Source organism: Formosa haliotis, assembly GCF_001685485.1.
Classification (GTDB): domain Bacteria; phylum Bacteroidota; class Bacteroidia; order Flavobacteriales; family Flavobacteriaceae; genus Formosa; species Formosa haliotis.
In genome coordinates this window covers 447,456-461,316 of record NZ_BDEL01000001.1, presented here as the reverse complement: position 1 = coordinate 461,316, position 13,861 = coordinate 447,456, and the positions used below count along the sequence as shown (strand labels likewise).

At 34.4% G+C, this 13,861-nt stretch carries 13 protein-coding genes and 1 pseudogene; 8 read left to right on the top strand and 6 right to left on the bottom strand.

Features of this window, described 5'->3' with window-relative positions; translation table 11 throughout:
- Positions 1-24 precede the first annotated feature (24 nt).
- A complete protein-coding gene (locus tag A9D35_RS19605) occupies positions 25-855 on the top strand; it encodes an FKBP-type peptidyl-prolyl cis-trans isomerase (protein ID WP_066218236.1) in 831 nt (276 codons plus the stop codon).
- 144 nt (positions 856-999) lie between these two features.
- Here A9D35_RS19605 and A9D35_RS01885 read toward each other — a convergent pair whose 3' ends face one another.
- Positions 1,000-2,226, bottom strand: a complete 1,227-nt coding sequence (locus tag A9D35_RS01885) for an alginate lyase family protein (protein ID WP_159427032.1) — start codon at positions 2,224-2,226, stop codon at positions 1,000-1,002.
- Between the two features lie 177 nt (positions 2,227-2,403).
- On the opposite strand from A9D35_RS01885, the gene A9D35_RS01880 reads away from it, so the two are divergent.
- The 3 genes and pseudogenes from A9D35_RS01880 to A9D35_RS19600 all read left to right on the top strand — a co-directional run bounded on the left by A9D35_RS01880 (position 2,404) and on the right by A9D35_RS19600 (position 4,636).
- Positions 2,404-3,033: an SDR family oxidoreductase gene (locus A9D35_RS01880; RefSeq protein WP_066218230.1), complete on the top strand. Its 630-nt coding sequence runs from the start codon at positions 2,404-2,406 to the stop codon at positions 3,031-3,033.
- 50 nt (positions 3,034-3,083) lie between these two features.
- Positions 3,084-3,596 (top strand): peroxiredoxin-like family protein, encoded by a 513-nt coding sequence (locus A9D35_RS01875; protein ID WP_066218227.1) that lies wholly within the window; start codon positions 3,084-3,086, stop codon positions 3,594-3,596.
- Between the two features lie 162 nt (positions 3,597-3,758).
- Positions 3,759-4,636, top strand: a pseudogene (locus tag A9D35_RS19600) (CPBP family intramembrane glutamic endopeptidase).
- Between the two features lie 55 nt (positions 4,637-4,691).
- Here A9D35_RS19600 and A9D35_RS01865 read toward each other — a convergent pair.
- On the bottom strand, positions 4,692-6,233 hold the full coding sequence (locus tag A9D35_RS01865; RefSeq protein ID WP_066218224.1) for an SLC13 family permease: 1,542 nt from the start codon (positions 6,231-6,233) through the stop codon (positions 4,692-4,694).
- A 269-nt stretch (positions 6,234-6,502) separates the two neighbouring features.
- Positions 6,503-7,897 (bottom strand): NAD-dependent succinate-semialdehyde dehydrogenase, encoded by a 1,395-nt coding sequence (locus A9D35_RS01860; RefSeq protein ID WP_066218221.1) that lies wholly within the window; start codon positions 7,895-7,897, stop codon positions 6,503-6,505.
- A 208-nt stretch (positions 7,898-8,105) separates the two neighbouring features.
- Here A9D35_RS01860 and A9D35_RS01855 point away from each other — a divergent pair, with 208 nt between their 5' ends.
- The 3 genes from A9D35_RS01855 (at position 8,106) to A9D35_RS01845 (ending at position 10,899) form a co-directional block, all read left to right on the top strand.
- Entirely contained in the window at positions 8,106-8,285 is a 180-nt protein-coding gene (locus A9D35_RS01855) for an adenylosuccinate synthetase (protein ID WP_066225699.1), read from the top strand.
- 138 nt (positions 8,286-8,423) lie between these two features.
- A complete protein-coding gene (locus tag A9D35_RS01850) occupies positions 8,424-9,623 on the top strand; it encodes an acyl-CoA dehydrogenase family protein (RefSeq protein WP_066218218.1) in 1,200 nt (399 codons plus the stop codon).
- Positions 9,624-9,804: 181 nt separating this feature from the next.
- Positions 9,805-10,899 carry an alkene reductase gene (locus A9D35_RS01845; RefSeq protein WP_066218215.1) on the top strand — a complete coding sequence of 365 codons (1,095 nt, stop codon included), beginning with the start codon at positions 9,805-9,807 and terminating at the stop codon, positions 10,897-10,899.
- Positions 10,900-11,219: 320 nt separating this feature from the next.
- Here the strand turns inward: A9D35_RS01845 and A9D35_RS01840 are convergent, their stop codons facing one another.
- The 3 genes from A9D35_RS01840 to A9D35_RS01835 all read right to left on the bottom strand — a co-directional run bounded on the left by A9D35_RS01840 (position 11,220) and on the right by A9D35_RS01835 (position 12,549).
- Positions 11,220-11,519: a hypothetical protein gene (locus tag A9D35_RS01840; protein ID WP_066218212.1), complete on the bottom strand. Its 300-nt coding sequence runs from the start codon at positions 11,517-11,519 to the stop codon at positions 11,220-11,222.
- A gap of 5 nt (positions 11,520-11,524) precedes the next feature.
- Positions 11,525-11,683: a YqaE/Pmp3 family membrane protein gene (locus A9D35_RS18265; RefSeq protein WP_083191584.1), complete on the bottom strand. Its 159-nt coding sequence runs from the start codon at positions 11,681-11,683 to the stop codon at positions 11,525-11,527.
- 212 nt (positions 11,684-11,895) lie between these two features.
- Positions 11,896-12,549 carry a DUF6503 family protein gene (locus A9D35_RS01835; RefSeq protein WP_235817830.1) on the bottom strand — a complete coding sequence of 218 codons (654 nt, stop codon included), beginning with the start codon at positions 12,547-12,549 and terminating at the stop codon, positions 11,896-11,898.
- Between the two features lie 380 nt (positions 12,550-12,929).
- Here A9D35_RS01835 and A9D35_RS01830 point away from each other — a divergent pair, with 380 nt between their 5' ends.
- Positions 12,930-13,856, top strand: coding sequence for a 1-phosphofructokinase family hexose kinase (locus tag A9D35_RS01830; protein ID WP_066218209.1), 927 nt, complete (start codon positions 12,930-12,932; stop codon positions 13,854-13,856).
- The last annotated feature ends 5 nt before the right edge of the window (positions 13,857-13,861 follow it).

Here is a 13,861-nt window from a genome sequence, read left to right as displayed (position 1 = left end):
CAGTCCTAATTAAAAAAATAGAAAATGAAATCAGTTTGTATCGCTTTATGTGTTATTCTTTTCGTCTCTTGTACTTCAGACGATAATTTCTCTAATAAAGATTATTCTTTAGAAAATGAGCAAGAAATTGCTGCTTATGTAGAAGCCAATAATTTAGATGCCACGCGCACAGAATCGGGTTTATATTATGTTATTGATGAAGTAGGAGCTGGAAGTGAAATTACTTCAAAATCGGATATTGCTGTTCATTATAAAGGCTATACAACAGATGGTAAAGTATTTGGAGAAAGTAACGAAACGGGTGCTGTTTTTAACCTTAGTACCGTTATTTCTGGTTGGCAAGAAGGCCTAAAGTTTTTTAACGAAGGGGGAAGTGGAATGTTATTAATTCCTGCCCATTTAGCCTACGGAAGTAACGATTATAATGGTATAAAAGGGGGATCGGTTTTAATTTTCGAAATTGAAATTATAGATCACGAAGCAGAAAATAAGGCAGAAATTCTTGATTATATCGCTGCAAATGGATTAAATGCTATGGCTACGGAATCTGGTTTGTATTATGTTATGGAAGAAGAAGGTACAGGCGAAAACCCTACAGTAAATTCTAACGTAACTGTGGCTTATACCGGTTATTTAACCGATGGTAAAGTATTTGACCAAAGTAGTGATGCCGGTGCTACATTTGATTTAAAAAATTTAATTAAAGGTTGGCAAATAGGTTTACCTCTTTTTAAAGAAGGAGGTAAAGGCATACTAATAATTCCGTCGTCTTTAGCCTATGGAAAATACGGAAGTAACGATATTCCTAGCGGCGCTGTGGTATTGTTCGATATATCACTTTTAAAAGTGAATTAAGCTATTTAGGTTTTGTAAATTACAATACCCATTTATAAAAGAAGCTGTCCAAAAAAGTTTTAAAATCCGTTAATCTGTATCCTTTCAGATTGACGAATTCTCAACTTTAAAGACAGCTTCTTTGTTTTTATGCTACTTTATGTTTTAAAATTGATCTGGAGGAAACAACCAAAATTCTTGAAGCGTTCTATTATGTTGCGAATTTGAATCGATGTCGTTAAGGATTTTAACCAAGAAATCTTTGTAAATTTTATCGTCATATTTTTTATAAAATTTAGAAAGTATCGGTATCAAATAAGAGAAATTAATAGCTTTTAGCGTGTCGTGTGGCCATACTTTTCCGTCGACAACCGCTGTTAAATAGTGCAAGGCTAAACCTAAACCTTTTTTGTTTTCAGACTCGTAATCCCACATATTCTCATGAACCTTATCTCCCAAATTTGCTAATTCTGTTAATGCATCTAAATTAAAACAACTGTAAAAAAAGGATCTAGAACGCTCCAATTCATGAATTTGTCCGCCGTCTTCATTTAGCATAGTTTCCAAGTTTTGCTCGGCATGTTTTACCATCTGTTGTACCAAAGCGGTGTCTCCTAAATACAATGCCAATCCAGCAACCTGAAAAGTATACCAAGAACCGTGATTATTTTCTAATTTACTTGCTTGCATACCTAAAGGACTTGTTGTTAACCACTGTAAATAGTCAGAAAACCAAGTATTCATTTTTACTTGGTGTGTAGCATCCCAATACTTAGAAGGCGTCAATAGAGTTACAGCATCGGGTATAAACTCGACTATAGAGCGCCCATCTAAAATTCCAAAAGGTCGAGTATTAGGATATCCCGGTATACTTTGTCCATATTTTAAATGTGGATGCATAAAGGTTTCTGGATTAATAAACCAGGTTTCAATCATGCTAATGGCCTTCTTTGAATAGGTTTCATCTTGTGTAAAATAATAAGCTAAACTTAGGTTCCAAACACTTCGTCCCAATAAAGCTAAACGCTTTCTGTCTACGGCATCGGTTTGAGAGTCTGGATTGGTTTTTCCATCGTGACGAATCCAAGGTAAACCATCGGCTGATTCTGGATTAGGCCACCAATATCGACTTAAACTTAAATAGTCATGCTTATTTTTTGAAGGTGGAAGTAAGGTTTTATCCATTACAGATGGATTTTCTAATGTCAGTGTCTTATTAGCATCTTTAATTAATTTTTGATAGGCCGCAAGCGTTTCTGGTGATGCTGTTCCGTTTTTAAGCTTTTGTTTTGTTTGCAGCAATTCCAAAGAATCTAAACGAATAAACGGATTTGCAAAGGCGATACTGCTAAACAAAACCATAAAAAATAAAAGGACGTAGTATTTTTTCATGGACATTTTAGAGTTGTTTTTTCTTATCGTAAAAATATAAATTATAAAGTAGAATATACGGTGTTTAACTACAAGCAACCTTGAGATTACCCTGAGAATGTATTTACGTCAATAATTCAAGCATTTACGGCAGTGCGACCTATAAGAAATTCGGAACTTCGTCTTTAAATAAAAGACATGGAAAAAATACTAGTAGTTGGTGCAACGGGTACCACGGGACATAAAATAGTTGAACTTTTAAAATCATCAGAGCTTTTCGAACCCATAGCAATGGTAAGAAACGAAGCACAGGAATCTGAATTTAAAACCAAAAATATTAAAACTGTTTTTGGCGATTTAGAGCAGGATGTTTCTAAAACCGTTACTGGTGCAGATAAGGTGATTTTTGCTGCAGGATCTGGCGGAAAAAAGGTAGAAGCTGTAGATCGAGATGGTGCTATTAAAATGATAAAAGCCTCTGAAGATGCTAACATTAAGAAATTTGTGATGCTGAGTTCTATGGGAGCCGATAAGCCAGAGCAAAGCGAGAGGCTTCAAGATTATCTTACAGCCAAACAAAAAGCTGATCAATACCTAACGTCTTCTCATTTGAATTATACGATTGTACGACCAGGCCGATTAAATAATCATCCTGGGCAAGGGCATATTCAATTAGGAAAATCCCTTTCAAATTCAGGAGAAATTAGTCGAGATGATGTTGCAAAAACGTTGGTGTATGCCTTAGATAATGAACAATCTAACACCAGCACTTTTGAAATTTTAGAAGGAGACACGGCTATTCCAGAAGCATTCAAATCTATGTCGTAGGACATATTTATATAGTAAAAATTAAAGTTAAATTTTAAAAACAGAGTATTATGAATCATATTAAGCCAAGAACAAAAACACCGGATTTATCCATAAAATTATTAGACGGAAACACATGGACCCTAAGTGAAGAAAAACCAGAACATTTTAATATGGTTGTGGTTTACAGAGGAAAACACTGCCCAGTGTGTAAAAAATATTTAGAAACTATTCAAGAACATCTTAAAGATTTTAAAGACATCGGTGTAAATATTGTAGCCATTAGTTCAGACACTAAAGAGGTTGCGGAAGCTACGTTTAAGGATTGGGATATTTCTGATGTTCCGGTAGGTTATGAGTTTCCTATTGAAGAAGCTAGAAATTGGGGCCTTTATATTTCTAAAGGGATTAAAGATGAACCAGAACAATTTATAGAACCTGGCGTATTTTTAATTCGTCCGGATATAACACTTTATGCATCATCTATCCAGACCATGCCGTTTGCAAGACCAGAAATCGTAGCCTTACTAAAATCTATCAAGTTTGTTTTAGATAAAGATTACCCAGCACGTGGTGAAGCCTAGAAAATTTTAGGTCTTACTTCAGTTTCATATAAAAAACAGCACTTAGAACAATTTTGTTTTAAGTGCTGTTTTGTTTTATATTTTTTCACTTTGGTATGTAACTAACTTTTAATACTTTTAAAATTCTACGAAAGCATTAAGTCATTCCTTAAAACTATAAATATGAATGCCATAGGACGAATTTTATTACTCATTATACCATATTTTATAATTGTTGGAATTTTTCAGTTAACTGGTATGGCCATTTGTGGAGTAGATTATATGGATTTGGATGCCATAAAAACTTCAAAACAGGAATTTATTATTATGCTGTTCACCTGTATAGGGACAGCAGTAGTGCTTTGGATATTTATGAAATATATCGATAAAGAACGCTTTGTAAATTTAGGTTTTCAACTGAAAAACCGTGCTAAAGATATTAATGTAGGTGTGTTACTCGGCCTTGTAATTATGGGCTTGGGTTACCTTGTTTTATGGGGTTTAAATGAAATTCAGTATTCAAATATCTCATTTAATATTACAGATATTTTCTATGCTATTTTGGTGTTTTTCTTAGTTTCCGTCTCCGAAGAAATGCTGTTTAGAGGGTATGTGTTGCGTAATCTTTTGGCCGAATTTAATCCGTTTATTTCACTTATCGTATCGTCTTTTTATTTGCTATTATGCATATTGCAAATCCCAACATGGATTGGTTTAGTTTCTTAAATTTATTTTTAGCTGGAATTTTATTAGGGATAACGTATACTTACACCAAGAATTTATGGTTCCCGATAGCTCTGCATTTTAGCTGGAATTTGTTTCAAACGTTATTCGGATTTAATGTTAGCGGACAAGACTTTTATTCATTAATTGAATTTAAAATCACGGATAATAATATGATTAACGGAGGAGATTTTGGTTTCGAAGGTTCTATTTTCTCGGTGATTGCCCAAGTACTAGCCATAGGTGCTATTTGGTTTTATTACAACAAGAACCAGCCAAAAACACTACCAAATACCATTAAAAATTCGGATTCTGAAATGACCTTAGCTAAAAACTAAAAATCGGACTATTTTTTAAAATACTTGATTTGTTTGGTTCTTTTTTAATACCTAATTAATGCTTTACAGGTTTTGAACCGATTTCTGCCCAATCGGGGAATTCTGTCGGATTTATATCAAAAATAATAGTTCCCCAAAGTAGGGTTACAGCAACAATAATAACGATTGCAATAACATTAACAATAAATCCTGTTTTTACCAATTGTATCATTTTTAATTTCCCGGTTCCAAACACAATGGCATTTGGAGGTGTTGCTATAGGAAGCATAAATGCCATAGAAGCCGCTAAAGTTACCGGAATCATGATTAATAAAGGATTAACTCTTATTTCTGAAGCTAAGCCAGACATGATGGGTAAAATCATTTCGGTGGTCGCGGTGTTCGATGTGAATTCGGTTAAAGTAGACATTAAAGCAGTTAACGTTGTTACTAGCATTACTGCAGACATATCTTTAGTTCCGCTTAATAGACTACCAATATAAGTAGACAATCCAGAATCGATAAAGCCTTTAGCTAGGGCAAATCCGCCACCAAAAAGGAAAACAATATGCCACGGAATTTTGTTCATAATGTTCCAACTTACTAAACTTTCTTTTTTCTTTGAAGAAGGAATCACAAATAATAAAAAGGCTATAAACATGGCTACCGTACCATCATTTAAAAATTTTGGTTGTTTAAAAACAGAACTCCATCCTTGAAGTGTTATAAACCCTAAGCGTAATTCGGCTCTAAACACCCATAATAGGGCTAAAAAAACGAATAATATAAAGACTCGTTTTTGCTCTATTGTCACCTTTCCTAGTGCTTCGTATTTCGATTTAAAGAATGATTTATCTAAATTTTCTATGGGAACTTTAGGCTTAAATCCAAAGTAAATAATAACTAATGACGCTATAAAAATAATCACGGTAATAGGAAAGGCAAACGCTATCCATTGTCCAAATGAAATGTTTGGGGCATTAGGATAAATAATTTCAAAAATTCTTAAAAAAGATAAATTTGGAGGAGTCCCCACTAAGGTTGCTATTCCGCCAATAGAACAAGCGTGCGCAATACAAAGAAGTAAACCCGCTGCAAACGATCGCATGTTATTTATACCGTAAACATCTTCTAAAGCAGTGGTTACAGAGAAGGCAATGGGTAGCATCATCATGGCAGTCGCAGTATTCGACATCCACATAGATAAAAATGAAGCTGCCAACATAAACCCAAGCATAATTAAGAACGGGCTACCTCCAATAAGCGCTAATATTTTTAAAGCAATTCGTTTATGAAGGTCCCATTTTTCCATGGCCAAAGCCATAATAAATCCGCCTATAAAGAGAAAAATCACATAATTGATATAGGCATCAGAAATCGATTTTCCGTCTAAAACACCCAATACGGGAAATAAAATAATAGGAAGAAACGAGGTTACCCCAATCGGCAAAGCTTCGGTTACCCACCAAAACGCCATTAACACCGCAATGGCTGCGGTATAGGTAACTTCTGGCTGCCCTGGTTGTAGGTCTACAAAAGTAATCATACTAAAAAATCCAATGAGGCCAACAAGCACCAATTTCATATTAATTTCAGTTTTCTGTATTAAAGTTGCCATAACTAGACCTTATGTTTTTATTAGTTTTTAAAAAATTGGAATGTCTTTGTTTATAATTGAAAGAAAATCATGCTTCAATATACTTAGTTTTTATAATTAAATTTGAAAAAATTCTAAGTTGTAAATTATTCAAAAACTTAAATCGACTTTATATTATAACATTCATGTTTTAATTGCGATGTTTTATAGATTATATAAACGGAAAAATGCTTCTTAACTAAGCGCTAAGAAGCATTTTAAAAGAAAAAATAAATTTAACCTATTTCCTTTTATTTATTAAGTATTATCGATTTTGCATTTACAAATGCTTTCATCCCGAAACCACCGTGTTCTCTGCCAAATCCAGAGTTTTTAACACCTCCGAACGGCATTTGCGGATCGGCTAAGCCAAATGAATTTATAAACACCATCCCCGTATCGAAATGGGTTTCTGCTAAGGAGATTGCGCGATCTATATCTTTAGAAAAAATACCACCTCCAAGTCCGAAACGGCTATCGTTAGCAATGCGCATGGCATCGGTTTCATCTTTCGCTTTTATTAATGCAGCTACCGGACCAAATAACTCGTCATCGTAGGCCGGCTGTCCTAGTTTTACATCATCTAATACTGTTGCTGGATAATAAAATCCGTTACCCGATTTTAGCTCACCACCACAAAGTAGTTTGGCACCTTTGTTTATACTTTCGGTAACTTGCTCGTGTAATTTTTCTCTTAAATCTTTTCTTGCCATCGGCCCTAAATCTGTATCCTTATCTTTTGGATCGCCTAACTTTAATTCAGACATGGCTTTTACAAAAGCCTCTTTAAAGGTGTCGTAAACAGATTCTACCACAATAAATCGTTTTGCCGCAATACAGGTTTCACCATTATTATAAATTCTACCAATAACAGATTGTTCTACCGCGTTTTCAATATCGGCATCATGAAGTACTAAATAAGCGTCGTTACTTCCCAATTCTAAAACCGATTTTTTTAATTCGGCTGCAGCCTTTGCACCGATATCTTTTCCTGCTTCCGGACTTCCGGTTAGAGTAACACCTCGTACCAATTTGTGTTTAATTATAGCATCAGATTGATCGTGATTAATTACTAAAGCTGTAAATAATCCGTCCTCTAATCCAGCGGCTTTAAATATAGATTCTAACAACAGGGCAGTTCCCGTAACATTCGAGGCATGTTTTAATAGCACACTATTTCCAGCCATTAAATTAGCAATAGCATAACGAATGACTTGATACGCTGGATAATTCCAAGGTTGAATCCCGTATATAATTCCGATAGGCGAATAGGTAATTATTCCTTTTCCGCCATTAGATAATTGGCGTTCTTCATTCTTTAAAACTTGAGCGGCATGCTCGGCACTAAAGTTACAAATGGCCGTACATGTATCGATTTCCTGCAAACTGTGGGTTAAAAGTTTTCCCATTTCATCGGTCATAAGTTCTGCTAATTCCGATTTATAATTCTGTAATTCTTCACCAATAGCTGTTATCACTTTAGCCCGTTCTTTAATTGGCTTTAATCGCCATTTAAGAAAAGCTTGATGCGCCTTTTCAATCTTAGAATTGACGTCATCATCACTCATATAGGTGTATGTAGACAAGGATTTCGTATTGGTAGGGTTTAATGTTTTAAATGTATTATTTGATGTTTTCGTTTCCATAGTGCAATTATTTTTAAAAGTATTTAGCAGTGTTTTACTGCTTCGTCTTGTAAAGGTAAACCAGAGGAGTGCCTACTATTTGCTCTAATATTAAAGATGTTAACGCAGATGCTTTAAAGGGTAGTATGTTTCCTTTTTTTACAGTAAATTGATGGGAATTAGTATAAACATTTTTAAAGTTGTAACTTATAACAAGATAATTTTAGCTATGAAAAACACGATTAACATATTATTAATGCAATTACCAATTGGTACACCTAGTCCCGATAATAATTCGCCTATAGACTTTTCCGATCCTTTTAATATTATAGTATTTATCATTTTACCTATAGTAGCTGTTGTATTGTATTTCTATTGGAAAAAGACTAAGCATAGGGATAATGAGTAGGTAAACCATTTTATAACTGGATTGTACTGTTTTCATATTTAACTTAAGAATTTCAGGGTAGTTCGTCTATTATTGTCATTATTTCGAGTGTCCAAGTATTGTTGTCTAAAGTTTAATTTAAATAAAAACCTCCGTATTATGTTACAAGATGTTTTATTAGAGCGTGATATATACGCATCGGAAGAGCATAAGATGATGCAACACATGATTCAAGATTTTATTAAAAACGATATCATAGATCATCTTGATGAATGGGAGCAAAATGGTATGGTTAGCCGAGATATATGGAAGCGGGCAGGGGATTTAGGTTTGCTTTGTATGGATATGCCTGAAAAATATGGAGGAAGCGGATTAGATTTTAGTTTTAATGCCCTTTTTATTGAAGAATTAGGAAAACAAGGAATTTCTGGACCGGGATTCTCTTTGCATTCAGATATTGTCGCGCCATATCTTTTAAAATATGGTACCGAAGCGCAGAAGCAAAACTACCTTCCTAAAATGGCTTCCGGGGAACTCATCACCTCCTTAGGAATGACCGAACCCAATTGCGGAAGTGACTTAAAAGCTATAACCACGCATGCCGAAGATAAAGGTGACTATTATCTTGTTAACGGCCAGAAAACATTTATCACTAATGGATATATGTGTGATTTGTCGATTGTTGCCGTAAAAACACAAGTCGGCACAGCGAATGAAGGTATATCTTTATTACTCATTGAAGCTTCTACAGATGGTTTTGAGAAAGGCATTCCTTTTAAAAAAATTGGAATGAAATCTCAAGATACTTGCGAATTGTTTTTTGATAATGTAAAAATTCCTAAAGAAAATAGGTTAGGTGAAGAAGGTATGGGATTCAAAATCATGATGACCGAATTAGCCAGAGAGCGAATAACTGTAGCATTAAATGCGATAGGTGGAGCAGAAGGAGCCATTGAACAAACCATAGCTTATACATCTACCAGAACCGCATTTAAAAAACCCATTGCTGGGTTTCAAAATACCCAATTTAAACTCGCCGAATGCGCAGCACAATTACAAATACATCAAGCCTTTTTAGACCGCTGTACCGTACTGTTAGCTAATGATAAACTCACCACCGAAAGTGCTTCAATAGCAAAATATTCGGCTACAGAAATGCATGGAAAAGTAGTGGACGAATGTTTGCAATTATTTGGTGGGTATGGTTATATGTGGGATTATCCTATTGCAAAAATGTACGCCGATAATAGGGTCGCACGAATTTATGCTGGAACCAATGAAATCATGAAATTATTAATTGCTCGTGGCTTGTTTAAAACATTATTTCAAGACATGAAAACCAAGAAAAAGACATTATAAGGCGTTATACTTAAACTGATTTATTAGACGTGCTTTATCTGGAATTATTTTAACTGAAACGGTTGTTTTTAGTTGACAAATAAACAACAAAGTTAAATCTATTTTAAAGTCATAAGGGGATTCGACATTATAACTATGGTTTTGTAAATTTGAGTAAAGCCTAATTTTAAATCCAATTTTTATGAGTCAGCAACCTTTATTAACACCGTATAACAAAAATATAAAACTAAGAAATAGAATTGTTATGGCGCCTATGACACGAAGTCGCGCTAATAACCAAGAAAAAGTGCCAACAGATGACTTGCATGGTTTGTATTACGAACAAAGAGCATCGGCAGGTTTAATAATTACTGAAGGCTCTCAAGTTTCTGAACAAGCCGTAGGATATATTAACACTCCCGGAATCCATACAGATGCGCAAGTTGAAGGTTGGAAAAAAGTCACACAACGGGTGCACGAACAAGGCGGAACTATCTTTATACAATTGTGGCATGTGGGCCGCATTTCTCATCCCGATTTTCATGATGGTGCACTACCGGTTTCTGCTTCTGCTATAAACCCTAATGCCAAATCGTTTACTCCCGAAGGATTTAAAGACACCGTAACTCCTAAGGAAATGACGGTTTCAGAAATTAAATCTACCGTTAAAGATTTTCAAAAAGCGGCTGCCAATGCTGTAAAAGCAGGCTTTGACGGCGTAGAAATTCATTCGTCTAACGGGTATTTATTTCAACAGTTTTTTAATGCGTGTTCAAATACAAGAACCGATGATTATGGTGGCTCTATAGAAAATAGAACCCGTTTCTTTTTTGAAGTTTTAGATGCCATTAAAGAAGTCATTCCTGAAGAACGTATTGGGGCTCGCTTTAATCCGTCTTTAAATGGTTTATTCGGAATAACGCTAGATGAAAGCACAATTCCTACATTTGAATATATCGTAAAAAAATTAAATGATTACAATTTGGCATATATCCATTTATCTGAACCATTTACAGATGTTACAAACGTACCTTTTGCTGTAACCAATATCGCCAAACATTTCCGTCAGTTATATAATGGAACGTTGATTATTAATGGGGGTTTCGATCAGGAAAAAGGAAATAAAATTTTAGAGGATGGCGATGCCGATTTAGTAGCTTACGCCAAGTTGTATATCTCGAATCCAGATTTAGTAGAACGGTTCGAGCAGGATGTAAACTTAGCGGAATGGGATGAAGACACCTTTTATACTCCAGGAAAAAAGGGATATACAGATTACCCAAAAGCCACTAAATAAAACATAAGATTTTATAAATTTTTAAAAAAGGTAGTACGTATTAAAAGAATAGTGAAGAGGTGAGCTAAGAATCTTTCAGAAAGAAAGACGCTCAAAAACTATTTTATTCTGAAGGCAAAAAATTAGAATTGTACACAAGTAAAAGAGGCTGTTTAGACCTAAAATTACCGATGTCCTAAATTTCTACCTTTTGGTAGTATTGTGAATCCTATACTTATAGCGATGAATAATCGCCATAACAGGATTCTGAATTTAGTATAACCGATTGTAATTCTTTCTAGACAGCCTCTCTATTAATAATTAAAATAGACTACAATCGTCTAATTATCATTTCTATATCTAATATTGTTTTCTAGATTTTCATTATGATCGCTCCCTAAACTGTGATGTTCGTTTTCTTCATCTTTAGTTTTAGGTTTTCCATTCGATAAAGGTCTAGCTGGGCTAGCCCCTGGAATATCTAAATTTTCTGCCGCAAAATCGGGTTCGTTTTTACGTTTTTTAATCAATTGGTCATCGCCATAATCGTTTCTTAAATTACCAGATTTATCACCAAGAATCTTTTTATCTTCTTCTGTAATTTCTGGATTATATTTTGTGTTTTTATCTTCTTTTTTCATAATATTTAGTTTTTACTGTTTACATAAAAGGCGTGTATTACCCCGGGCAACCATCCTAAAAGCGTCAATAATATGCTTATTAATAAGGCGGTTCCTATGCCGTGTTCTAAAAATACAGCTAGTGGTGGTAATAAAATGCTTAAAATTATTGTGAGTAATGACATCGTTCTTGTTTTTAGGTATTTCAAAGTTAGCTATTAGCGTAGCTGAATATTGACTTAAACCATTAAACTATTGATGCTTTTAAAAAGAAGATTTGAAAAGTATTGCATAAAACCCTTATTAAACACAAGAAATCGCTATGGTTAAAAATGGAATTTTCAGGAGGTGTTTGGTTGCAAATTTTCGGTTATTTAAGTTGATTAACTAGCTTAGTTTAATCGACAATATGCATTACATTTTCGGTTTCAATCTTAGATAATTCTTTAAGCTTACCTGCTTCGTATAACGCTGGTAAATCTGTTAAAGGTGTTCCAACTTCAGCTTCGTAATTCACATAATTCTGAAAGGTTATACCGTCTATTACCCGACTGTTATATGCACTTCTAAATCGCACACCTCCCTTATTTACATGGTAATTATAGGCTAGGTAATCTATTTTATTGCTTGTTGTATTAATCCAATAAACGTAGGCATCATCATGATCTTCACCACCACCTTCTTGTTGAAATGTAACTCCTAAAACAGCGTAGTTTTCACCGTTAACACTCGTATTGCCCAAATCGGATTTAATAACTGCTTTATCTTTTAGTTTATGCGGTAAGGTGGCAAAATAAATCACAGAATTGATGGCTCCAAAACCACTGGCGATAGCTTTTGGAGATAGCGAAATCGCATCGCCATTTACGGTTCTAGTAAAGGTTCCATTTTTAAGGCGATCTATAATTAAAGAATCCTGTTTTTGAAATGTTTTCGTGTATTCATAATTGTAGCCATCATTTTTAAACTGATAGGTTTTTCCTCTAAATATAAACGAATAATGTGCGGTATCATACAAATCGCCACCATGTGCAGCAATCGTATTATTCAAAAGTGATTCTGCTTTTGATGGTGACTTTTCTTCCGATATCAGGTCTTGGTCGGACGATTTGGAAACGCTAGTATGCTCTTTTTTTGATTACAGCTAATGAGGGTTATTGTAGTGATACCAATTAAAAGAGCGGAGTAAATTTTCATATACGATTTATAATTTTTGTTAAACTTAAACTTTGGTCGTTAACACGAGTTAAAACTCACAAAAACATGTGTCTTTAAATGTAATATGGTTTTATTGAAATCAAACAGCCTAATATTTTTGGCTTTTAACGCGTGAAAAGGAATTCTAAATTTCTTTTAAAGAGTCTTAGTTCACAATAAAATTTTACATAAATTACTGTTTTAAATCTTTAAGACACAAAAACTACAATTCACATGAATATCATTACATTAACCGTTAACCCGGCCTTAGATAAAAGTGCAAAAATAGATCAGCTCATGCCTGAGCAAAAATTAAATTGTACCGATATAGAATATCAAGCTGGTGGCGGAGGTATTAATATTTCGCGCGTTTTACATACGCTAGAAGTGCAAAACAAATGTGTGTTTACTGCAGGAGGAGATACTGGTTTATCGTTAAAACTTCTTTTAAATGAAGAAGATATAGCTGTTATTCCAGTAGAAACCGAAGCTTGGACCAGAGAAAATTTAGCTGTTGTAGATGAAAAAACGGAGCAACAATATCGTTTTGGTATGCCTGGAACTCGTTTAACTGCAGAAGAAATAGAACACATAAAAACTATTATTTCAACCCAAGTAACAGACAACTCTATTTTTATAATGAGTGGAAGTTTATCGGAACATATGCCAACCGATTTATATGTACAATTGATGCATCTTTTAGCCGATAAGCAAGTAAAGATAATTGTAGATACCTCGGGAAAAGCACTTGAAGTGACCCTTAGCGAACCTGTTTTTTTAATGAAACCCAATCAGAAAGAATTGGCTCAATTAGCAGGAAAATCTTTTCTATCTAAAGATGAACAAGAACATTTTGCCATGGAGCTTGTAAACACCGGAAGAGCACAATATGTTGTAGTGTCTTTAGGAGCACGAGGTGCATTTTTAGCATCAACGGAAGGTATATTTTACAGAAACACACCTTCGGTAAAAGTAAAGAGTACCATTGGGGCGGGTGATAGTATGGTCGCAGGATTGGTTTATGGTATCCAACACGGATTATCATCAGAAGACATTTTAAAATGGGGCGTTATTTGCGGAGTCGCTACCACTATGACTGGAGGAACAAATTTAGCCAGTAAAGAAAATATAAATCGCGTAAAAGCCTTGATGGAAAATTAAAAATG

What these genes read in the sequence shown, in the direction of transcription:
- A9D35_RS01860 (WP_066218221.1), bottom strand. Translation starts at nt 7,897, where the DNA reads ATGGAAACGAAAACATCAAATAATACATTTAAAACATTAAACCCTACC.
- A9D35_RS01875 (WP_066218227.1), top strand. Translation starts at nt 3,084, where the DNA reads ATGAATCATATTAAGCCAAGAACAAAAACACCGGATTTATCCATAAAA.
- A9D35_RS01830 (WP_066218209.1), top strand. Translation starts at nt 12,930, where the DNA reads ATGAATATCATTACATTAACCGTTAACCCGGCCTTAGATAAAAGTGCA.
- A9D35_RS01885 (WP_159427032.1), bottom strand. Translation starts at nt 2,226, where the DNA reads ATGAAAAAATACTACGTCCTTTTATTTTTTATGGTTTTGTTTAGCAGT.
- A9D35_RS01865 (WP_066218224.1), bottom strand. Translation starts at nt 6,233, where the DNA reads ATGGCAACTTTAATACAGAAAACTGAAATTAATATGAAATTGGTGCTT.
- A9D35_RS18265 (WP_083191584.1), bottom strand. Translation starts at nt 11,683, where the DNA reads ATGTCATTACTCACAATAATTTTAAGCATTTTATTACCACCACTAGCT.
- A9D35_RS01850 (WP_066218218.1), top strand. Translation starts at nt 8,424, where the DNA reads ATGTTACAAGATGTTTTATTAGAGCGTGATATATACGCATCGGAAGAG.
- A9D35_RS19605 (WP_066218236.1), top strand. Translation starts at nt 25, where the DNA reads ATGAAATCAGTTTGTATCGCTTTATGTGTTATTCTTTTCGTCTCTTGT.
- A9D35_RS01855 (WP_066225699.1), top strand. Translation starts at nt 8,106, where the DNA reads ATGAAAAACACGATTAACATATTATTAATGCAATTACCAATTGGTACA.
- A9D35_RS01840 (WP_066218212.1), bottom strand. Translation starts at nt 11,519, where the DNA reads ATGAAAAAAGAAGATAAAAACACAAAATATAATCCAGAAATTACAGAA.
- A9D35_RS01845 (WP_066218215.1), top strand. Translation starts at nt 9,805, where the DNA reads ATGAGTCAGCAACCTTTATTAACACCGTATAACAAAAATATAAAACTA.
- A9D35_RS01880 (WP_066218230.1), top strand. Translation starts at nt 2,404, where the DNA reads ATGGAAAAAATACTAGTAGTTGGTGCAACGGGTACCACGGGACATAAA.